The sequence below is a fragment of the Streptomyces sp. NPDC029526 genome, assembly GCF_040637405.1.
Classification (GTDB): domain Bacteria; phylum Actinomycetota; class Actinomycetes; order Streptomycetales; family Streptomycetaceae; genus Streptomyces.
Genome location: NZ_JBEZWE010000002.1, coordinates 863,049 through 882,938, shown reverse-complemented (window position 1 = coordinate 882,938; position 19,890 = coordinate 863,049). Strand labels below are relative to the sequence as shown.

19 protein-coding genes and 1 pseudogene are annotated in these 19,890 nt (G+C 74.4%); 13 read left to right on the top strand and 7 right to left on the bottom strand.

What is annotated here, in order from left to right; translation table 11 throughout:
- Window positions 1-49: 49 nt before the first annotated feature.
- The 8 genes from AB0F01_RS09435 (at window position 50) to AB0F01_RS09400 (ending at window position 7,661) form a co-directional block, all read left to right on the top strand.
- Window positions 50-556, top strand: coding sequence for a dual specificity protein phosphatase family protein (locus AB0F01_RS09435; protein WP_362091709.1), 507 nt, complete (start codon window positions 50-52; stop codon window positions 554-556).
- A 358-nt stretch (window positions 557-914) separates the two neighbouring features.
- Window positions 915-1,781 (top strand): hypothetical protein, encoded by an 867-nt coding sequence (locus tag AB0F01_RS09430; protein WP_362091706.1) that lies wholly within the window; start codon window positions 915-917, stop codon window positions 1,779-1,781.
- Entirely contained in the window at window positions 1,778-3,046 is a 1,269-nt protein-coding gene (locus AB0F01_RS09425) for a HAMP domain-containing sensor histidine kinase (RefSeq protein ID WP_362091703.1), read from the top strand. The genes AB0F01_RS09430 and AB0F01_RS09425 overlap by 4 nt, the downstream gene beginning before the upstream one ends.
- A 105-nt stretch (window positions 3,047-3,151) precedes the next feature.
- Window positions 3,152-3,715, top strand: coding sequence for an SH3 domain-containing protein (locus AB0F01_RS09420; RefSeq protein ID WP_362091700.1), 564 nt, complete (start codon window positions 3,152-3,154; stop codon window positions 3,713-3,715).
- A gap of 40 nt (window positions 3,716-3,755) precedes the next feature.
- On the top strand, window positions 3,756-5,117 hold the full coding sequence (locus AB0F01_RS09415) for an FtsW/RodA/SpoVE family cell cycle protein (protein WP_362091698.1): 1,362 nt from the start codon (window positions 3,756-3,758) through the stop codon (window positions 5,115-5,117).
- A complete protein-coding gene (locus AB0F01_RS09410) occupies window positions 5,114-6,580 on the top strand; it encodes a penicillin-binding transpeptidase domain-containing protein (protein WP_362091695.1) in 1,467 nt (488 codons plus the stop codon). The genes AB0F01_RS09415 and AB0F01_RS09410 overlap by 4 nt, the downstream gene beginning before the upstream one ends.
- A gap of 70 nt (window positions 6,581-6,650) precedes the next feature.
- A complete protein-coding gene (locus AB0F01_RS09405; RefSeq protein WP_362091692.1) occupies window positions 6,651-7,160 on the top strand; it encodes a DUF3291 domain-containing protein in 510 nt (169 codons plus the stop codon).
- A 171-nt stretch (window positions 7,161-7,331) separates the two neighbouring features.
- On the top strand, window positions 7,332-7,661 hold the full coding sequence (locus AB0F01_RS09400) for a hypothetical protein (protein ID WP_362091689.1): 330 nt from the start codon (window positions 7,332-7,334) through the stop codon (window positions 7,659-7,661).
- Window positions 7,662-7,707: 46 nt separating this feature from the next.
- Here the strand turns inward: AB0F01_RS09400 and AB0F01_RS09395 are convergent.
- A pseudogene (locus tag AB0F01_RS09395) lies at window positions 7,708-8,144 on the bottom strand (RNA-guided endonuclease TnpB family protein); the annotation flags it as partial.
- A gap of 123 nt (window positions 8,145-8,267) precedes the next feature.
- Between AB0F01_RS09395 and AB0F01_RS09390 the strand changes: the two are divergent.
- From AB0F01_RS09390 to AB0F01_RS09375, 4 genes are all read left to right on the top strand, one after another.
- On the top strand, window positions 8,268-9,206 hold the full coding sequence (locus AB0F01_RS09390; protein ID WP_362091686.1) for a diiron oxygenase: 939 nt from the start codon (window positions 8,268-8,270) through the stop codon (window positions 9,204-9,206).
- 83 nt (window positions 9,207-9,289) lie between these two features.
- On the top strand, window positions 9,290-9,943 hold the full coding sequence (locus AB0F01_RS09385; RefSeq protein WP_362091683.1) for a helix-turn-helix domain-containing protein: 654 nt from the start codon (window positions 9,290-9,292) through the stop codon (window positions 9,941-9,943).
- A gap of 143 nt (window positions 9,944-10,086) precedes the next feature.
- Window positions 10,087-10,404, top strand: a complete 318-nt coding sequence (locus AB0F01_RS09380; protein WP_362091680.1) for a hypothetical protein — start codon at window positions 10,087-10,089, stop codon at window positions 10,402-10,404.
- Between the two features lie 103 nt (window positions 10,405-10,507).
- Window positions 10,508-11,758, top strand: coding sequence for a C40 family peptidase (locus AB0F01_RS09375; protein WP_362091678.1), 1,251 nt, complete (start codon window positions 10,508-10,510; stop codon window positions 11,756-11,758).
- Here AB0F01_RS09375 and AB0F01_RS09370 read toward each other — a convergent pair.
- Genes AB0F01_RS09370 through AB0F01_RS09350 form a run of 5 tightly spaced genes read right to left on the bottom strand, consistent with a single transcriptional unit; the run spans window position 11,698 to window position 17,916 of the window.
- Window positions 11,698-12,984: a styrene monooxygenase/indole monooxygenase family protein gene (locus tag AB0F01_RS09370; protein WP_362091675.1), complete on the bottom strand. Its 1,287-nt coding sequence runs from the start codon at window positions 12,982-12,984 to the stop codon at window positions 11,698-11,700. The two genes, AB0F01_RS09375 and AB0F01_RS09370, sit on opposite strands and share 61 nt — an antisense overlap.
- A gap of 13 nt (window positions 12,985-12,997) precedes the next feature.
- Window positions 12,998-13,636 carry an ATP/GTP-binding protein gene (locus tag AB0F01_RS09365; RefSeq protein ID WP_362091673.1) on the bottom strand — a complete coding sequence of 213 codons (639 nt, stop codon included), beginning with the start codon at window positions 13,634-13,636 and terminating at the stop codon, window positions 12,998-13,000.
- Window positions 13,617-14,036: a DUF742 domain-containing protein gene (locus AB0F01_RS09360; RefSeq protein ID WP_362091671.1), complete on the bottom strand. Its 420-nt coding sequence runs from the start codon at window positions 14,034-14,036 to the stop codon at window positions 13,617-13,619. The genes AB0F01_RS09365 and AB0F01_RS09360 overlap by 20 nt, the downstream gene beginning before the upstream one ends.
- A complete protein-coding gene (locus AB0F01_RS09355) occupies window positions 14,033-14,536 on the bottom strand; it encodes a roadblock/LC7 domain-containing protein (protein WP_362091668.1) in 504 nt (167 codons plus the stop codon). The genes AB0F01_RS09360 and AB0F01_RS09355 overlap by 4 nt, the downstream gene beginning before the upstream one ends.
- Complete coding sequence (locus tag AB0F01_RS09350) at window positions 14,533-17,916, bottom strand: nitrate- and nitrite sensing domain-containing protein (RefSeq protein ID WP_362091665.1); 3,384 nt, start codon at window positions 17,914-17,916, stop codon at window positions 14,533-14,535. The genes AB0F01_RS09355 and AB0F01_RS09350 overlap by 4 nt, the downstream gene beginning before the upstream one ends.
- 390 nt (window positions 17,917-18,306) lie before the next feature.
- Here AB0F01_RS09350 and AB0F01_RS09345 point away from each other — a divergent pair, with 390 nt between their 5' ends.
- On the top strand, window positions 18,307-19,092 hold the full coding sequence (locus AB0F01_RS09345) for a protein phosphatase 2C domain-containing protein (RefSeq protein ID WP_362091662.1): 786 nt from the start codon (window positions 18,307-18,309) through the stop codon (window positions 19,090-19,092).
- 249 nt (window positions 19,093-19,341) lie between these two features.
- Here AB0F01_RS09345 and AB0F01_RS09340 read toward each other — a convergent pair whose 3' ends face one another.
- Window positions 19,342-19,836 (bottom strand): MarR family transcriptional regulator, encoded by a 495-nt coding sequence (locus AB0F01_RS09340; RefSeq protein WP_362091659.1) that lies wholly within the window; start codon window positions 19,834-19,836, stop codon window positions 19,342-19,344.
- Window positions 19,837-19,890 lie beyond the last annotated feature (54 nt).

Below are 19,890 nucleotides of genomic sequence, written 5' to 3'. Positions count from 1 at the left end.
GTTCGGCCCGCCGGGCGGTCCGCTCGCGGGCGGGTGACGGGAGGTGCCGTTGCGTACCCGGTGGAAGCAGTCCGACGTACCGGCACCGGGCCGTCCGTGGGACGAGATCGTGCCGGGCCTGTGGATGGGCGGGCACCAGTTCCGGGGCGGTTCCGGGCGGCTGGAGTTCGCGGTGGTGGGGCAGGAGTTCGATCTGGTGCAGTCGCTGCTGCGGCTCCCCGGCCACGGCCCCGACGCGGGGGTCGAGCACCAGGTGTGGCCGATCCCGGACGGGCCGCTCGACGGCACGCAGCTCGCCGGTGTCGTCCTCATGGCCGAGGCGGCGTGCGAGGCGCTGGACGCGGGACGACGAGTCCTGGTCCGCTGCTTCCACGGGTACAACCGTTCGGGACTGGTCGTCGCGCACGCCCTGGTGCGCCGGGGCGGTACCGCGGAGGAGGCGATCCGGCTGATCCGGGACCGGCGCTCGTCCTGGGCGCTGCACAACGACGTCTTCGTGGGCTACCTCCGCGCGGGACTCGCCACGGTCCGGCTGCCGGAGAAGCCGGCCGGCTGACCGGGCGCGGCCTGCCGAGGGCCGGGTACCCACGGCACCGGGCGCGGGGAGCCTGCCCGCCGGGCGCACCGGCACGGGCTCGGAGGGGGCGTCCTGCCGCGCCGTGGCGAGTCCCGTGCGGGGCTCGGGCGGCCTGCCGGACCGTGACGCGCCCCGTGCGGGGCTCGGGCGGCCTGCCGGACCGTGGCGAGTCCCGCGCGCGGCTCGGGCGGCCTGCCGTGCCGGGCGCGCCCCCGGCACGGGGGCCCCGGCCCTCGGCACAGGGCCTCCCCCGGGCGCCGCAGGCCACCCGGTACCCAAATGGGGACGTCCGCGCGAATAAGGTGTGTGCGCACCGGCCCACGAACCCAGGAGTGCAGTGCCCGCCAGCCGCCGTACGCGTGCCGCCCGCCGTGCCGCCTGTCTCCTGCTGGTGACGGCGGCCCTCGCGGGCTGCGGGGACGACGGGAGGCTGCGCGGGGCGGGGGCGACGCCCACCGCGATCAGCCCGGCCCGGCTCTGGCCGGAGCTGACGCCCGCGTCGAGCCCGGCGTTCGACCTCGGCGAGGTGGACACCGAGGTGGTCGAGGGCGTCGCCGTCCCCGGCGGCGACATCCGCGCGGTGGACCCGGTCGCGGTGGTGCGCGCCGAGATCGCCGCTCACCCGGAGGACTACGAGGGCGACGGGGCGCCCTTCCGGGAGACGGCCCGCCGGATGGCCGACTGCGTCGGCGGACCGGAGTCCGCGGAACCCGGTGGGCGGCAGGACGACGACGGCTGCCCGGTGCTGGAGCCGTACTACCGCGACCTCACCGGTGACAGCCGCCCCGAGCTGACGCTGGGGTTCCGGCTGCTCCCGGAGAAACTGACCGCCGTGCGCGTCTACACCGCCGGGCGGAACCGGCTCACGAGGATCATGGCCTACGACGACGCCCTGAGCGGGGTCGAGCTGGCCCGGCGGTCGGTGATCATCCGTTCGCCCTCCGAGGTCGCCGGGTACGAGTACCGGCTCCAGTGGACCTGGGACCCGGACCAGCGGGCGATGCTGCTGACTCACGACGAGATGCTGCGCACGGGCACGCCGGCCCGCCCGGGGTCCTCCCGGTCCCCCCGGCCCTCGGCCCCGGCGTCCCCGGCCCCCTCGAAGACCCCGGAACCCTCGCGGTCCTCGGCGCCCCGGGAGTCCCCGGAGCCCGGGGGGCTCGCATCGGCCCGCTCCTCGCAGCCCCCGGCGGACGCTCGGTGAGACGCGCGCTCCCCCGCTGGGCCGGACCCCTGGCCCTGAAGACGGCCGTCTTCATCACCGTGATGTGCTGCGCCCTGGCGGCGCTGCTCGGTGTCCTGGTGCACGTCCAGGTGACCGACCAGACCGTCGGCCAGGCCCGTGAGCTGGCGCTGCGGCGGCTGGCGGAGGCGACCGAGGCGTATCAGGCCGGGGAGTCGCCGCGCCGCGACGCCGGGGTGGACCCGGCTCAGCTGCCGGGCGAGCTGCGGCGGCTGGCGGTGTCCGGGGAGCGCGGCACCATGGTCGCGGAGCACGACGGGCGGCCCGCGATGTGGGCGGCCGGGCCGCTGGACGGCGGACGGGCGCTGGCGGTGTGGGTCGACTACTCCCAGGGCGAGCGCACGATCGACGGACTGGACAGCGCCATCGTGTGGTCCTCGGGGCTGGCGATCGGCACCACGCTGCTGCTGGGCGCCTTCGCGGTGACCCGGGTGACGCGGCGGCTGCACACCACCGCGCGGGTCGCGCGGCGGATCAGCGCCGGCGATCTCGACGCACGCGTGGAGGACCCGCGGGCCAGGGACCGCACCAGGCCGCAGGACGAGGTGGCGGCGGTGGCCGCCGCGCTGGACACCATGGCGGCGTCGCTGCAGGGCAAGCTGCTCGCCGAGCAGCGGTTCACGGCGGACGTGGCGCACGAGCTGCGCACCCCGCTGACCGGCCTGCACGCGGCCGCCGAGCTGCTGCCGCCGGGCCGGCCGACGGAGCTGGTGCGGGACAGGGTGGCGGCGCTGCGCACGCTCACCGAGGACCTGCTGGAGATCTCCCGGCTGGACGCCGGCCGGGAGCGGCTGGAGCTGGACACCGAGTGGCTCGGGGAGCTGGCCCGGCGGGTGGCGCGGGGGTCGGGGACGGACACGGACGTCGCCGTGGTGCGGGACACCGCCGCGGAGACCGATCGGCGGCGGCTGGAACGGGTGCTGGGCAACTTGGTCGCCAACGCGCACCGGCACGGACGGGCGCCGGTGACGCTGACCGTCGACGGGCCGGTGGTGACGGTGCGGGACCACGGCGACGGCTTTCCGGAGTACCTGGTCGCGCACGGGCCGCAGCGGTTCCGCACGGAGAGCGGGTCGAAGGGGCACGGGCTGGGCCTGACCATCGCCCTGGGGCAGGCCGATGTGCTCGGTGCCCGGCTGGAGCTGTCGAACGCTCCGGAGGGCGGCGCCGTGGCCAGGCTGACCCTGCCTCAGGAGGCGCCCGCGACCGCCGGTGGAGTGACCTGACGGCTTCTCCGATGGCGCAGCAGGGCGGGCGGGGTCCCCTCCGTGACTCCTACTGTGGCGACAAGTCAGCTTTCCATGCTTTCGACCTCATATGGAGGTATCGCCATGTCCCTGCGCTCCCCCTCGACCCGCCGGCTGCCCATAGCGCTCGCGGCCGGTGCGCTCGCCCTGGCGACCGCCGTCACGCCGGCCGTCGCGAGCGCCGGCACCGCCCCCGCCGACGAGACCCCGTGGAGCCAGCAGGGCGGCAACGGCGGCAACGGTGACGGCGGCTCCGGCCAGCAGGGCGGCGGCACCCACCAGCAGGGCGGGAACAACACCTGGGGCCAGCAGAACGGCAACGGCACCGGCGGTCAGGGCACCCAGCAGGGCGGCAACGGCACCGGCGGCCAGGGCGACTGGGGCCAGACGAGCGGCGGTCACCACGGCGACCAGGGCGAGTACCGGGGTGTCGTGACGGCGGACCGGCTGGCCCTGCGCAGCGCGCCGACCCGCGGCTCCCAGGTCATCCGGTACGCGCACCGCGGTGAGGTCGTCTCGATCTTCTGCAAGGTCCCCGGCGACAACGTGAACGGCAACCCGCTCTGGTACCTCCTCACGGACGGCACCTGGGCCTGGGGAGCCGCACGCTACATCGACAACATCGGGCCCGCGCCACGCTGGTGCTGATGAGCCGGACGCGCACACCCCCCATGGGTAGGTTCCGGGCATGAGCAAGGCCGGAACCACCCCGGCGACGGCCGGCCCGTCCCCGCCCGCCGTCCGTCCGTCCGGGCGCCGCGGGATCGAACTCGCCCTGCTCGTCCTGGCGGTCCTGCTGTCGGTGTACGGGTACTGCGCGGTCGGCCTCGCCCGGCACGGCACCGTCCCGCCCGGCGCCGCCGGTTACGGCGCCGGGCTCGGCGTGCTGGCGCTGGTCGCCCATCTGGCGGTGCGGCTGCGGGCACCGCTCGCCGATCCGCTGCTGCTGCCCATCGGCGTCCTGCTCAACGGGCTCGGCCTGGTGCTGATCTACCGGCTCGACCTGGAGACGCCGGGCGACCGGGCGGCCCCGACCCAGCTGGTCTGGTCGGCGCTGGGGGTCGCGCTGTTCATCGCGGTGGTGCTGGTGCTGCGCGACCACCGGGTGCTCCAGCGCTACACGTACCTCTGCGTCACCGCCGCGCTGGTGCTGCTGACGGTGCCGATCCTGTTCCCGGCGGTGAACGGCGCCCGCATCTGGATCCGGGTGGCCGGTTTCTCCATCCAGCCCGGCGAGTTCGCGAAGGTGCTGCTGGCGGTGTTCTTCGCCGCGTACCTCGCCGCGAACCGTGCCGCCCTCACCTACGCCGGACGCCGGGTGGGCGGGCTCCGGCTGCCGACGGGGCGGGTGCTGGGGCCGATCGTCGCCGTCTGGCTGGTGAGCGTGGGCGTCCTGGTGCTGGAACGCGACCTCGGGACCTCGCTGCTGTTCTTCGGCCTGTTCGTGGTCCTGCTGTACGTCGCCACCGGCCGCACCGGCTGGATCGCGGTCGGGCTGCTGCTGGCCTCGCTGGGGGCCCTGGCGGTGGGCCGGCTGGAGCCGCACGTGCACCGCAGGATCGAGACCTGGCGGAGCCCGTTCGCGTCGATCGAGGCGGGCGAGGGCGCCAACCAGATCGCGCAGTCGCTGTTCGCGTTCGCCGAGGGCGGGCTGCTCGGCACCGGTCTGGGCCAGGGGCACTCGGTGCTCATCGGCTTCGCGGTGAAGTCCGACTTCATCCTCGCGACGGCCGGTGAGGAGCTGGGCCTGGCGGGACTGTCGGCGATCTTCCTGCTCTACGGCCTGCTGGTGGAGCGCGGCTACCGGGCGGGGCTCGCGCTGCGCGAACCCTTCGGCCGGCTGCTCGCCGTGGGGCTGGCCTCGATCGTGGCGCTGCAGGTGTTCGTGATCGCGGGCGGGGTGACGGGGCTGATCCCGCTGACGGGCATGGCGATGCCGTTCCTCGCGCAGGGCGGTTCGTCGGTGGTGACCAACTGGGCGATCGTGGCGCTGCTGGTCCGGCTGAGCGACTCCGCGCGCCGTCAGGACGAGGGAGGTGCGCTCGGGTGACGCCGTACATCCGGCGCGCGGCGCTGTTCTGCGCGCTGCTGCTGGTGGCCCTGCTGGTGAACGCGGCCCGCGTCCAGCTGCTGCGGGCGGACGCCTACGACGGCAACCCGGCCAACCGCAGGGAGACCATCGCCCGGTACGACCAGCCACGCGGCGACATCCTCGTCGGCGGCCGGGCGGTCACCGGCTCGCGGGACACCGGGGAGCACCTGCGGTACGAACGGACGTACACGGACGGGCCGTTGTACGCCCCGGTGACCGGCTTCGCCTCCCAGGAGTACGGGACGACCCTGCTGGAGCACACCGAGGACGGGGTGCTGTCCGGAACCGACCCGGCGCTCGCGCCACTGCCGCTGTGGAACGACTTCACGCGGTCCCGCAGCCCGGGCGGTCACGTCGAGACGACGATCCACCCGGCGGCGCAGCGGGCCGCGTTCGAGGGGCTGCGCTCGCGCAAGGGCGCGGTGGCGGCGGTGGAGCCGTCGACCGGGCGGATCCTGGCGCTGGTGTCGGTGCCGTCGTACGACCCGCAGCCGCTGTCGGGGAACGGGACGGAGGCGCGGGAGACCTGGGCCCGGCTGAACGCCGATCCGGACAAGCCGATGCTGAACCGCGCGGTGCGGCAGACGTATCCGCCCGGTTCCACGTTCAAGGTGGTGACCGCGGCGGCGGCGCTGGACGCGGGTGTGGTCACGGACCTCGACGCGCCGACGGACTCGCCGGAGCCGTACCGGCTGCCGGGGACGACGACGGCCCTGACGAACTCCTCCCGCGGCTGCGCGGACGCCTCGGTGCGGGAGGCGTTCGTCTGGTCCTGCAACACGGTGTTCGCGAAGCTGGGGGTGACGACCGGGCTGGAGCACATGACGGCCACCGCGCACGGCTTCGGGTTCAACCACGCGGGCCTGCGGATCCCCTTCTCCGTGGCGCGCAGCACCTTCGACACCACGATGGACCGGGCCCAGCTCGCCCTGTCGTCGATCGGCCAGTACAACACCCGGGCCACCCCGTTGCAGATGGCGATGGTGGCGGCGGCCGTCGCCAACAACGGGCAGGTGCGGCAGCCGTACCTGGTGGAGCGGTCCACGCGGGCGGGCGGCAGCACGGTGGCGACGGCCGGGTCGCGGCCGGCGCGGCGGGCGATGCACCCGTCGACGGCACGGCGGATGCAGGAGCTGATGCGCGAGGTGGTCGAGAAGGGCACCGGCACCAACGCCGCGATCCCCGGTGCGGTGGTGGGCGGCAAGACCGGCACCGCCCAGCACGGCCTGGGCAACTCCGGCACGCCGTACGCCTGGTTCGTCGCCTGGGCGCAGGGCGAGCGGGACGCGCAGGCGCGGGTGGCCGTGGCGGTGGTGGTGGAGGACGCGGCGGCGAACCGGCGGGAGATCAGCGGCGGCGGGACGGCGGCGCCCGTCGCCCGGGCGGTGATGGAGGCGGTCCTCAACTCAGCCTCCTCATAACGCACTTGATGTGCTCACTGGGCGAGACGGGGGTACCGGAGGGACGCCGGGCCGACTTACGGTCCGCCGCATGACCGAAACCGCCGTGCACGAACTCGCCCAGGTGAACATCGCACGCCTGCTGGCCCCGTTGGACTCCCCTCGGCTCAAGGACTTCGTCGACGCGCTGGACCCGGTGAACGGGGACGCGGAGGCCGCCGACGGCTTCGTGTGGCGCCTGGTCGGGGACGCGGGGAACGCGACGGACGTGCCGGTCTTCGGGGACCGGTGGATGATCGTCAACCTGTCGGTGTGGCGGGACACGGACGCGCTCACCGCGTTCATGTACCGGGGCCGTCACCGCGAGATGCTCGCCCGGCGCCGCGAGTGGTTCGAGCGCGTCGAGGAGGCGATGGTCGCCCTGTGGTGGGTCCCGGCGGGACACCGCCCGACGGTGGCGGAGGCGGAGGCACGCGTTCTCCACCTGCGCGCCCACGGCCCCACGCCGTACGCCTTCACGCTGCGCACGGCCTTCCCGGCGGGCGCGTCGGAACCGGCGACGGGCGAGGCGCCGGAGGGGCTGGGCTGCTCGGCGCTCTAGGGGTGCTGTCCGGACAGGTCGGTGGCGCGGCCCAGAACCCTCCGGGGCCGCGCCCGCACCCCTCCGGCCGGCGAAGGGACCGGCTGCTAAGTCTGGCCCCGTCGCCGCCCCGCCACGACCCCCACCCCAGGCCTGGGCGCACCGGTCGAGAACCACCAGGAGACCCCCACCATGCCCGACCCCGCTCCCGCGGCGAGGAACCTCAGCCGTGCGATCGACGCCGCCGACAGCCGGCAGGTCGTCGAAGCCTCCCGTGACTTCGTCGAGCAGCTCACCTTTGCGACGGCCGACGACATCCTCGCCATGCTCCGGGAGGTCCTCACCGAGGACTGGACGGCCCTGCCGCCCTGGGCCAGAAACCTCGCCTACCGCCTTGCTTGTCTGCAACGCCCCGACGACCCACAGCTGCTGAGGGAAGCCGCCGCCGACCTCCTGTCCGTCGGGCCCGACTGGGACACCTTCGCCGAGGGCCTCCAGCGGCGCGCCGACGAACTGGACTGACATCCTCGCCGCCCTGAAGGACGGCGATTCCCGCCCACCGCGCCGTTGAAGGCTGCGGTGTCGGGTGGGTTCCTGCTTCGCTGCGCGGAGCCGGGACGAGTCCCGGTCCCACCTGCACTCCACAGGCTGATACCGCCGGTCCGGCGGCCTCGGCGACGTTGACCGCCGCGTTGATGTCCCGGTCCAGGACCGCCCCGCACGCCCGACACGTCCACACGCGGACGTTCGACGGCTTGGCCCGTCCTTGACGCCGCACTGCGAGCACACCTGACCGGTGGGCTCGAAGCGGCCGATCCGGTGGAAGGCGCGCCCGTACCGGGCGGCCTTGTACTCCAGCATGCTCACGAACGCCGACCATCCGGCGTCGTGCACGGACGTGGCCGGGCGCGTGCGGGCGAGCACCTTCACCGCCAGGTCCTCCACGGCGACCGCTTGGTTCTCGCGGATCAGCCTGGTGGAGAACTGGTGGTGGAACTCGTAGCGCATCCGCCCGATAGACCGTTCGTCAACAAGTCGTGCCGGAGGGATTGACGACCTTGCTGACAGGCAGTCTCATAAGTGGGGTGAACCACCGGTAACCCGAGACGCCCACGAGGTGGAACCGCCATGACGACCCTGACGGAAGCCGACGCGCTGGACGGCCTGCGCGACGCGCTCGGCCTGCTCAAGGACCGCGAGCAGGTCGCCCAGCGGCTGCTCGACTCTTCCGCCAAGCACTCCTTCGACCCGGACAAGGAGCTGGACTGGGAGGCGCCCTTCGAGGAGGGCAAGTGGTTCTGGCCTCCCGAGCTGGTGTCCCTGTACGACACCCCGATGTGGAAGCGGATGAGCGAGGAGCAGCGCATCCTGCTGTCCCAGCACGAGGCCGCGGCCCTCGCCTCGCTCGGCATCTGGTTCGAGATCATCCTCATGCAGCTGCTGGTGCGGCACATCTACGACAAGTCCGCGACGAGCGCCCACGTGCGGTACGCGCTCACCGAGATCGAGGACGAGTGCCGGCACTCCAAGATGTTCGCCCGGCTGATCACCCACGGCGGCACCCCCTGGTACCCCGTCAGCCGCGTCCACCAGCAGCTCGGCCGGCTGTTCAAAACCATCTCCACCACCCCGGGCTCCTTCACGGCCACCCTGCTCGGCGAGGAGGTCCTGGACTGGATGCAGCGGCTCACCTTCCCCGACGAGCGCGTGCAGCCGCTGATCCGGGGCGTCACGCGCATCCACGTCGTCGAGGAGGCCCGTCACGTGCGGTACGCGCGTGAGGAGCTGCGGCGCCAGATGGTGACCGCGCCGAAATGGTCCCAGGAGTTCACCCGCATCACCTCCGGCGAGTTCGCCCGGGTCTTCTCGGTCGCCTTCGTGAACCCGGACGTCTACACCAACGTCGGCCTCGACAAGCGCGAGGCCCTCGCCCAGGTGAAGGCCAGCGGACACCGGCGGGACGTGATGCAGCAGGGGTCCAAGCGGCTCACGGACTTCCTGGACGACATCGGGGTGCTGCGCGGCGTGGGCCGGCGCCTGTGGAAGTCGTCGGGGCTGCTGGCGTAGGCGGCGGACGGCGGGCCGCCGGCCGGGACCGCGGTTCCGGCCGCCCCCACCGGTCCGAGGTCCGGGCGGTTACGCTGCGGGGCATGACCTCGCAGGCCCCCACCCCCGCCTACCGGCGGCTCAGCGTCGAGGAGCGCCGCAGTCAGCTCCTCGACGCGGCCCTGTCCCTCTTCGCCGACAGCGCGCCCGAGGACGTCTCCCTGGACGACGTGGCGGAGGCGGCCGGGGTGTCGCGGCCCCTGGTCTACCGGTACTTCCCCGGCGGCAAGCAGCAGCTGTACGAGGCGGCCCTCGGGTCCGCCGCCGACGAGCTGCGGCACTGCTTCGACGAGCCGCACGAGGGCCCGCGGCTGCCCCGGCTGTCCCGGGCCCTGGACCGCTACCTGGCCTTCGTGGACGAGCACGGCGCGGGGTTCAGCGCGCTGCTCCAGGGCGGCAGCGTCGTGGAGACCTCCCGGACCACCGCGATCGTGGACGGCGTGCGCCGGGCCGCCGCCGAGCACATCCTGAGCCACCTGGGGATCGACGCGGCCGGGCCCCGCCTGCGGATGACGATCCGGATGTGGATCACCGCCGTGGAGGCCGCCTCGCTGATCTGGCTGGACGAGGACCGGCAGATCCCGGCGGGGGAACTGAGGGACTGGCTGGTGGAGCAGTTCGTGGCGGGCCTGGAGGTCACCGGACGGCGCGACGCGCAGACCGAGGAACTGGTCCGGGCGCTGGCGGCCGACGGCTGACCTGCGCCGTGCCCGGGCGGACGGCGGGCGCGGACCGGCCCCGCGCATGACGGACCCGGGCAGGCCCGGCGGACAGCGGACGTCGGCCTGCCCGGGTGATGGCGGACGTCGGCCCGGCCCGGTGGATGGCGGACACTGGTCCGGTGAAGAGTCAAGACACCCCCTTCGAGGGCGGCCCCATGGACGGCCGCGTGCTGCCGGTGCTGCTGGGCATGACCGGGCACCCGCCGAAGACGTACCGCATCCCCGTGCCGGCGCCCGACGGCGGTCCGGAGACCGTGCTGGTCTACCGGCGCACGCCCCGCGGGCACAGCGGGCGGACGGGGCTGGCCCGGGGGTGGAAGTACGTGTACGACCCCGATCCGGACCCGTCGGCGGGCCGGCCGCGCTGGCCGTGGTCACGGCCGGCCGCCCGTCCGGACGCCACGCCGCCGGGCAAGCCGGACGACGCGCACGGGTGACCCCGTTGCGCCGAACCGCGCACACCCGGCGCGCGGGCCGCGCGGGACCGTCTGATGCTCGCGATGCGGAGCGGAGAAGCCGCCCCGGATCGGAGGTGATGACGTGTCAGGAAGGTTGCTGCGCATGGTGTGCACGGTGGCGCTGGCCGCCGGAGCGGTGTTCGTTCCGCTGCCCGCGACGGCCGTGCCCGAGCCGTCGCCCGGCGGTGCGAGCGCCGGGCCGGAGCGGAGCGGGTCCGACGCGGCCACCGGGGCCGGGACGGGCGCGTCCGGGGCCGAAGGCCGGTCGGTCGCCGAGCTGCTGACGGATCTTCAGAGGCTGTACCGGGAGGCCGGCCGGGCCACCGAGACCTTCAACGCGACCGAGGAGCGGCTGCGGAAGCAGCGTGCCGAGACCGCGCGGCTGGACCGCGCCCTCGCCCGGGCGCGGCTGACCCTCCACGACAGCCGGGGCGCGGCCGGACGGCTGGCCCGGCAGCAGTACCAGAACAGCTCCGACCTCTCGCCCTACCTGCGGCTGCTGCTGGCGCGTGACCCGCAGCGCGCGCTGGAACAGCGGCACGTGATCGGCCGGGTGGCGCGTGAGCGGACCGAGACGGTGGGACGGCTGGCCGCCGGCGAGCAGCGGGCCGCCGCGCTCGCCCGCCGCGCCCGCAAGGCCCTCGACGACCAGCTCGTCCTCGCCGAGCGGCACCGCGAGCAGCGTGACGAGGTGCGTCGACGGCTCGGTGAGGTCGAGGAACTGCTCGCCACGCTCAGCACGGAGGAGCTGGCCGCTCTCGCCGAGCTGGAGCGGACGCGGACGGCCGAGCGGCAGGAGGAGTTCCTCGCCTCCGGAGCGCTGGGCTCCCCCGGACCCGGGCGCACCCCGACCGCGGCGGGTGAGCGGGCCGTGCGGTACGCCGTCGAGCAGGTCGGCAAGCCGTACGTGTGGGGGGCGGAGGGCCCGGAGGCGTTCGACTGCTCGGGGCTGACCTACGAGGCGTGGGGCGCGGCCGGGGCGCCCGTCCCGCGCACCAGCCAGGAGCAGTGGGCGCGGCTGGAGCGCGTCCCGCTGGACCGGCTGCGGCCCGGGGACCTGGTGGTGTACTTCCCCGAGGCGACCCATGTCGCCCTGTACCTCGGGGACGGGATGGTGGTGCAGGCGCCGCGTCCGGGGGCGCGGGTGAAGGTCTCCCCCATCGCCGCGAACCCGGTGCTGGGTGCGGTGCGCCCCGACCCGGGCGGGGAGCCCCTGCGGCACTACGAGCCGCCGGAGCTCCCCGAGGGGGCGACGGAGGGGTCCGACGCGGGTTACGCGGAGGCGGGGGCGCCGGCGGGGCCGGCCGCGGCGCCGGCGACCTCGGCCAGGTAGGCGTCCGCCCTGTCCGGGTCGAAGAAGAAGTTCTCCAGGTCGGACGGGTCGTCGAAGCAGTTGACGAAACGGTCCGCCACCGCCTGGAACCGCATGCCCGCGCCGAACAGGTTCAGCACGTGCTCGGGCGGCGGCGCGAGCATCGCGTTCGTCCACTTGGTGACGTGCCGGGCGGTCTCCCAGTAGCGGTCGAAGGTCTGCTGCATCCAGGTCTCGTCGAAGGGCTTGTCGCCGTGTTCGAGGATGGAGGCGAGGTAGGAGGCGGCGCACTTGGACGCCGAGTTGGAGCCCTGGCCGGTGATCGGGTCGTTGGCGACGACCACGTCGGCGACCCCGAGGACCGTCCCGCCGCTGGGCAGCCGCCCGATGGGGTTGCGGACGGTGGGGGCGTAGCGGCCGGCGAGGGTGCCGCCCGCGTCGGTGAGTTCGACGCCGGGGGTGCGCTCGTACTCCCAGGGGAGGAACGTCTTCATCAGGTCCAGGGTGAGGGCGAGGTGCTCGCCCGGGTCCTTGACGTCCCTGAAGGCGTCCAGCGGGCCGCCGGGGATGCCCTCCCAGAACAGGATGTCGGCGCGGCCCGTGGTGGTGAGGGTCGGCATGATGAACATCTCGCCGACGCCGGGCACCACGTTGCAGCGGACGGCCTCGGTGTCCGGGTGCTCAGGGCGGGGCGCGAGTCCGTGCACGTAGGCGACCGCGAGGGCGCGCTGCGGCTCGCTGTACGGGGAGCGTCCGGCGTCGCGGCCGAACATCTGCACCAGCTCGCCCTTGCCGGCCGAGACCAGCACGAGGTCGTAGGCGCGGGAGAAGTAGTCGAGGTCGCCGACGGCCACGCCGTGGATGACCAGTTGGCCGCCGCGCTGCGCGAAGGTCTCCATCCAGCCGGCCATCTTCACCCGCTGGTCCACGGACTGCGCGTAGCCGTCGAGCATGCCCAGCCAGTTGATGGCGCGCTGGGTGGGGCCCGGGTCGTGGGAGCCGGGGGCGGCGACCGAGACGCCCAGGCCGCGGATCTTCGGCGCCTGGGACTCCCAGAAGTTCAGCTGGAGGTCGCGCTCGTGCTGGAGCGCGGTGTGGAACATGCACTGCGTCGACATCACCCGGCCGGTGCGTATCTCGTCCGCGGTCCGGTTCGACATCAGGGTGACGTCGTAGCCGTGCGACTGGAGGCCGAGGGCGAGCTGGAGACCGGACTGGCCGGCTCCGACGACGAGTATCTTCCGCATACGGGGGTGACTCCTACTCGGGGGTTTCGTCGAGCGCGTGGCCCACGAGGGACAACAGGGTCTCGATGGCCGAGATCCGGCTGCGCGCGTCCATGATCAAGACGGGTATGTGCGCGGGGATCGTCAACGCCTCCCGCACGTCCTCCGGTTCGAAGCGCTCACTGCCGTCGAAGTGGTTGACCGCGACGACGTACGGCAGTCCGCAGCTCTCGAAGTAGTCCAGGGCCGGCCAGCAGTCCTTCAGCCGCCGGGTGTCGGCGAGGACGACCGCGCCGATCGCGCCGCGCACCAGGTCGTCCCACATGAACCAGAAGCGCTGCTGGCCGGGGGTGCCGAAGAGGTAGAGCACCAGGTCGTCGTCGAGCGTGATGCGGCCGAAGTCCATGGCCACCGTGGTGGTGAGCTTCTCCGGCGTGGCGGTGAGGTCGTCGGTGCCCTCGCTCGCCTCGGTCATCAGCGCCTCGGTCTGCAGCGGAGTGATCTCCGAGACCGCGGTGACGAGGGTGGTCTTGCCGACGCCGAAGCCGCCGGCCACGACTATCTTCGTGGCGATCGGCGCCCGGGTGCGGTCGGTCTGCCAGGGCAGCAGGGGCTCGTCGCCTTCGACGAGCGGGGAGACACCGGGGGCGGCGTCAGAGACGGCGGAGTCCACTCAGCACCCTTTCCAGCAACGCGCGGTCGGGGCGGCCCGTGCCGTGGCCGGTCCCGGTCCCGTGGACACGGATCTTTCCCTGGTCCGCCAGGTCGCTGAGCAGGACGCGGACCACGCCGAGCGGCATCCTCAGCAGCGCGGCGATCTCGGCCACCGTCCGCATCCGGCGGCAGAGTTCGACGATGGCCCTGCTCTCCGGCATGACCGCCGAGAGCCCGCCGCTCGTCAGTTCCTTACGCTCCTCGGGGGCCTCCAGGGCGGCCGTGCTCGCCACGAAGGTCTCCACGAGCAGGACGTGGCCGAAACGGGTCCGGCCCCCGGTCAGTGAGTAGGGGCGGACGCGGGCGGGTTTGCGGTCGCCGCCGCGGACCGGTAGCTGTTTCCTGGACGTACTGCTCATCGGGTGCTCCCGGTGGACTCGGTCTCCAGGGACTGGCGCAGTTCGTGCCGCAGTTCGGGGGTCAGGACGTGGCCGGCCCGGCCGACGAACAGGGCCATGTGGTAGGCGACCACGCTCATGTCGCAGTCCGCGGAGCCGTGCACGCCGAGCAGCGAGCCGTCGCTGATCGACATGATGAACAGGCTGCCCTCGTCCATCGCGACCATGGTGTGCTTGACCGGCCCGGAGTCCATCAGCTTGGCGGCGCCGACGGTGAGGCTGCCGATGCCGGAGACGATGGTCGCGAGGTCGGCTGCGGAGCCGCGGGGGCCGGTGCGCGTCTCGGCGCGCGCGGCGCGGGCGGCGGTGACCCGGTCGGCGTCGGAGGACAGCAGCAGCAGTCCGTCGGAGGAGACCACCGCGACGGAGAGGATGCCGGGCACCTCCTCGACGAGGTTGGTCAGCAGCCAGTGCAGGTTGCGGGCCTCACTGCTCAGTCCGAAGGTACTGGGCGCGGTCAACTGCTTGCCTCCTCGACGGTGCCCCCCGTGGCTTCTTCGTTCGCGGCCGCCGTGGTGCCGGTGGTGTCCCCGGCGTCCCGGGCGCGTGCCGCCTGCGGTGCGGTGGCGGCGGACGGTGCCCGGTGGGGCCCCGTCTGCTCGTTGATCTCCGCCTCGACGTCCCGGTAGCCGGCTTCCGCCCCCCGGCGGAAGCCGCCGAGGCGGCGGCGCAGGGCCTCCGCGTCCACGGCGCCGGTGCGCGGCCGTGGGGTCTCGGCGGGTGCGGTGATCCTGGGTGTGCGCTTGGGCAGGCCCTTGGCGGTGACCGGTTCAGGGGCCTCGGGCCCGGGCTCGTCGGCCGCGGCCGGGCCGTCGGGCACCCGGGCGTGCTCGGTGTCCTCCCCGGCGTCGGTGCGGGTCGCGGCGTCGGCGCCCGCGCCGGTCTGCTGGGCGGGGACGGCCGGGGAGGCGGCGGGAGCGTCGTCAAGGGCGTCCGGCGTGCCGCCTCGGTGGTCCGGTCCGGTCGCGCGGTCGTCGCCCGGCTGCGACGGGGCCGGGATCAGCAGCTCCATCGTGGTCTCGGCGGGCCGCTGCGGCGGTTCGGGGCGGGCGGGGCCGTCCTGTCCGGCATGGTCGGCGGGCGCGTCGGCGTCTGCGGGGGCGCCGGGGGCGGGCGCGTCGGCGTCGGCGTCGGCGGAGGTTCTGGTGCTCGCCGTGTCGGCGGACGCGTCGGCGTTCACTGTGTCGGCGTCCGGGGCGGCGGCGCCGGGGGTGTCCGGCTCCTCGGCGTCCGCGCCGGGGAGGGTGTCGGAGGCAGCGGCGGCGGGGGCGTCCGCGTCGTGGGGCTCGCCGGGGGCGTCCGCGTCGTGGCCGGCGGCCCGCTGCTCGCCGGGTTCCTGCCCTGCGGAGCCGGCCGGGTCGGTCGCGTCCTCGGCCGCCGCGTGGTCCACCCGCTCCGAGGCGTCCGGGCCGGGGCGGCCGGCGTCACGCGCCACCGCGTCCCGCGCCGCGTCGTCGGGGAGGTCGTCCGCCGTGTTGTCGGTGAGGTCGTCCGCCCGGGGCTCCTCGGCCCCGTGGGACGGGCCCTCCCGGTCCGCCGGGTCCGGCCGTCCGGGCTGCTCCGGCTCCTCGGCCGCCGCGGCTTCCTCCCGGCGCAGGGACCGCTCCGCGAGGTCGACCAGCGGGTCGTCGCTCTCGGTGCGGCCGTGCAGGACGTTGGAGTTGGCCTCGGCGTCGGCGCCCGGCAGCGCGTAGGACGCCGCGCCGCCCGGTACGGGACCGGTGGCGGGTACGGCGGACGGGGTGGGCGCGGCGAGCAGGGGCTGGGGGACGACGACGACCGCGGCGATCCCGCCCTGCTTCTGCTCCCGCAGCTTCACCCGCAGGCCGTGCCGCTGGGCCAGCCGGGCGACGACGTACAGGCCGAGGCCGAGGCCGTCCTCGCCCTCCTGCTCGTAGGGGGCCTCCGGGTCGAACGCGGTCAGGCGCTCGTTGAGCCGCTCCAGCCGGTCGGCGGCCATGCCGATGCCCTCGTCCTGGACGGAGAGCATGACCTCGCCGTTCTCCATCAGCCAGCCGGAGATCTCGACGGGCAGGTCGGGCGGGGAGAACGAGGTGGCGTTCTCCATCAGCTCGGCCAGCAGGTGGGACAGGTCGTCGGCGGCGAACCCGGCGATGTGCGCGTGCGGCGGCAGCGCGGCGATGCGGACGCGCTCGTACCGCTCGATCTCGCTGACGGCGGCGCGCACCACGTCGACCAGGGGCACCGGCCCGGCGGTGCGCTGGACGTGCTCGGTGCCGGCGAGGACGAGGAGGTTCTCGCTGTGCCGGCGCATCACCGTGGCGAAGTGGTCCAGCTTGAACAGGGTGGCGAGCCGGTCCGGGTCGTCCTCGCGCTCCTCCAGCGACTCGATGACGCCCAGTTGCCGTTCCACCAGCCCGAGGGTGCGCAGGGCGAGGCTGACGAAGGTGCCGCCGATGCTGGTGCGCAGGCGTTCCAGGTGGGCGGCCGACTCGGCGAGTTCGGCGCGCAGTTCCTCGCGCGCGTCGGCCATCTTCTGGCGCTGGCCGACGAGGTGCTTGCGGTCGGCCTCCAGGGTGGCCACGCGCTCGGCGAGCCCGGCGGCATGCGCGTGCAGGGCGTTGACAGAACGGACCACCTGGGCGAACTCGTCGTTGCGGCCGGTGAAGGTGATCGGGTCCTCGCCGGCCGGGTTCTCGGCCTCCGCGAGCCGTGCGCTGCCGCGCCGCAGCACGGACAGGGGACGGGTGAGGGTGCGCGCCATCGCGGTGGCGATGGCGACGGCGACCAGCATCAGCGCGCCGAGGACGGCGACCCGGATCTCCAGGGCGGTGACGTCGTCGTCCCGGAGCTGGGCGAGTTCCTTGCTGCGCTTCTCGTAGAGGGAGGACTCCACGCCGCGCATGGTCTCGACGCGGGCGGTGAGCGCGGCCTGGAGCTTCTTGGCGTCGGTGGAGAGGTCGCCGTCGGAGAGGGCGGGCGCGTCGGTGAGCCTGGCGAGGTACTTCTCGGCGGAGTTGACCTCGTGGCCGGTGACGGTGGCGTCGTAGGAGGAGCGGGCGGCCTTGGGGGCGGTGTCGCGGAAGGCGGCGAGGGCGGCGTCGGAGCGCACCCGGGCTTCCATGGCGGCGGCGGTCAGTGCGTCGCGCCGCTTGGTGTCGGCCTCCGAGGAGACGGCGGTGGTGGTCGCCGCGCCGGTGAGGGGGTCGACGACGGTCTGGGTGGTGCTCGGCACGCTGAAGGCGGCGAGCAGCAGTCCCCGGGCGGCGGCGGCCTGCTGGACGGCGGTGTCGAGGTCGGCGAGGGAGTGCGCGCCGGAGCCCGCGCGCGGCGGGGTCCGGTCGGCCAGCCGCTCGGCGAGCCGGTGCAGTTCGGTGATCGCGGCGGAGTAGGCGCCGTGCGCTTCGAGAGCACTGCTCTTGCCGGTGAGCGCCGCTCTGCGGACGGCGGCGACGGCGTCGAGGCCGTCGCGCAGCGCGTCGGAGGTGTCGGAGTCGGCGCGCACCTCCTCGACGAGGCGGTCGACGCGGGCGCTGTGCTGCTCAGAGGGCGCCTTGGACCGGGGGCGGCCGGCCGCGATGTAGGAGGTGACCTCGTCGCGCTCGTCGGCCAGGGAGTGGGCGAGGCTGAGCGCGTCCTGGGTCTGCTCGGCGAGGGTCACCAGGTCCTGGGCGTCGCTGAGTTCGGCCGAGGCGGCGAGCACGGAGGGCGCACCGGCTCCGGCGATCGCCGCGGCCACGACGGCGACGGCCACGATGAGCCGGTTGCGTACGTGGGTGGGGCGGCCCTTGCCGACGGTGGGCGTCCGTTCGGCGTCCCCCGTCGGGGTCGGCTGCTTGCCTGGGCGACGAGGCCGCGTCTTCTGCACCGGTGCTCGCATTCCTGACTCGTGTACCCGTGGGTCGGGTGACGCTCCGTCAACGGGCGGGTCCGCGCCTCACCGAGCCGTCCACGCCACCCGGGCGGCAGGACCGCCAACGCCCGACCCTCCCAGCGGGGGAGGACAGGGAAAGCGCATCACCTGACCCGCCACTCGAAGGAGTGAACATCGGACGGGAGTTGGTGGGCAAGTTCCGCGGCGCGGCGCAGGGGCCTTGACCGGCACGCCGGTTGGACGTGCGGGGCGGGCGGTGGCAATATTCGCCGCCACGCGTTCGGGGAGGTCTGCATTACGCCCCAAACCCGGCACCTGACCTGCGCCGCCGCGGGGATCCGGGGCAGGAGGGGCGGCCTTCGCGGTCGTTGTGAAGGGGTCGTGCAGACTGGCCGGATGCGCACTGAGCTGGTTTCGGAACCCGGGGACGCGGGCCGCCCCAACGAGGACTTCGCGAGTGTGGGCCTCCCCGCGTCGGGGGAGGGCGGCACCCTCGTGGTGCTGGACGGGGTGACGCCGCCGCCGGACGGCACCGGCTGTCTCCATTCCGTCCCCTGGTTCACGGCGCGCCTGGGCGGGGCCCTGTCCGAACTGACCGTTTCGCTGCCCGGTGTGCCGTTGGCCGACCTGCTGGCCCGGGCGATCTCCCGTACCGCCGCCGCCCACGCGGACACCTGTGACCTTTCTCACCCTCGCACGCCGCAGGCCACCGTGGTGCTGGCCCGCTGGTCCCCCGGCGAGGTCGAGTACCTGGTGCTGTCGGATTCGGCGTTGCTGGTGGAGGCGCCCGGGGGTGGGGTGACCGCTCTGCTGGACGACCGGCTCGCCCTGCTCCCCCGTTCGGCGCTGGCGACGGACGCGCTGGTGGACGCCACGGTGCGCAACCGGGAGGGCGGCTTCTTCACGGCGGCCGCGGACCCGTCGGTGTCCGCCCGCGCGGTGACCGGGTCGCTGCCGCGCGCGGAGGTGCGGGCCCTGGCCGCGCTGACGGACGGGGCCACCCGCTGGGTGGAGCGGTTCGGCGAGGGCGACTGGGCGGACTGCCTGGCCCTGGTGCGCAAGGAGGGGGCGCGGGCGCTGGTGGACCGGGTGCGGGAGCTGGAGCGGGCCGACACGGAGCGGGTCCTGCTGGGCCGGAGCAAGACGCACGACGACGCGACGGTGGTGTTCGTGGAACTGTGAGCGGGGCGGCTCCGACTGTCCGGGGTGCGCTCAGATGTCGTCCTGTCTCGGACTCGCTCAGGGGTCGTCCTGTCTCGGACGCACTCAGATGTCGTCCTGTCCGGACGCGCTCCCGTGTCGTCGCGGGCGGCGTGCGGGCACCGCCCCGGCGGGCCGGCCGGGAGCGGCCCGGGGAGGCGACCCGGGAGGCGGCCGGCGGCAGCCGGGGCGGCCGGCGGCAGCCGGGGCGGCCGGCGGCAGCCGGGGCGGCTACTTCTCCATCTCCTGGTTGAGCCGGTTCAGCAGGCGGGCGAGTTCCGTGACCTCGGTGGAGTCCCAGTGGGCCAGGCGTCCGGCGTAGCGGGCGCGGCGGGCCTCGCGGACCCGGGTCACCCGTTCGCGTCCCTCCCCGGTGAGGGCGACCAGCCAGGCCCGGCCGTCGGCGGGGTCGGGTTCGCGGGTGACGAGGCCGAGGTCCTCGAGCGCGTGGACCTGACGGGACATCGTGGCCTTGCCGACGCCGATGTAGGCGGCGAGTTCGGTGGCCCGCTGCCGGCCGCATTCATCCAGTCGGACCAGCAGCCCGTAGGCGGAGGGCTCCAGGTCGGGGTGGACCTCCCGGGCCATCTCCCCCTGGTTGGCCCGGGCGCGCCGCAGCAGCACCGTCAACTCCCGCTCCAGGGCCAGGAATGCGGGCTGTTCCAGCCGGTCCCCGGCTGCCGGGGCGGCGGCCCGGTCGCCGCCGCCGTTTCCGTTGTCGTGCACGTCGGCCCCTGCCTCGGTCGTGCGGGTGGTGAGTGTCGCGCCAAGTGGCGACGT

Bases quoted from the DNA above. Each gene is read 5' to 3' on its own strand.
- AB0F01_RS09370 (WP_362091675.1), bottom strand. From the start codon at position 12,984: ATGCGGAAGATACTCGTCGTCGGAGCCGGCCAGTCCGGTCTCCAGCTC.
- AB0F01_RS09385 (WP_362091683.1), top strand. From the start codon at position 9,290: ATGACCTCGCAGGCCCCCACCCCCGCCTACCGGCGGCTCAGCGTCGAG.
- AB0F01_RS09420 (WP_362091700.1), top strand. From the start codon at position 3,152: ATGTCCCTGCGCTCCCCCTCGACCCGCCGGCTGCCCATAGCGCTCGCG.
- AB0F01_RS09345 (WP_362091662.1), top strand. From the start codon at position 18,307: ATGCGCACTGAGCTGGTTTCGGAACCCGGGGACGCGGGCCGCCCCAAC.
- AB0F01_RS09360 (WP_362091671.1), bottom strand. From the start codon at position 14,036: ATGAGCAGTACGTCCAGGAAACAGCTACCGGTCCGCGGCGGCGACCGC.
- AB0F01_RS09405 (WP_362091692.1), top strand. From the start codon at position 6,651: ATGACCGAAACCGCCGTGCACGAACTCGCCCAGGTGAACATCGCACGC.
- AB0F01_RS09390 (WP_362091686.1), top strand. From the start codon at position 8,268: ATGACGACCCTGACGGAAGCCGACGCGCTGGACGGCCTGCGCGACGCG.
- AB0F01_RS09350 (WP_362091665.1), bottom strand. From the start codon at position 17,916: ATGCGAGCACCGGTGCAGAAGACGCGGCCTCGTCGCCCAGGCAAGCAG.
- AB0F01_RS09415 (WP_362091698.1), top strand. From the start codon at position 3,756: ATGAGCAAGGCCGGAACCACCCCGGCGACGGCCGGCCCGTCCCCGCCC.
- AB0F01_RS09400 (WP_362091689.1), top strand. From the start codon at position 7,332: ATGCCCGACCCCGCTCCCGCGGCGAGGAACCTCAGCCGTGCGATCGAC.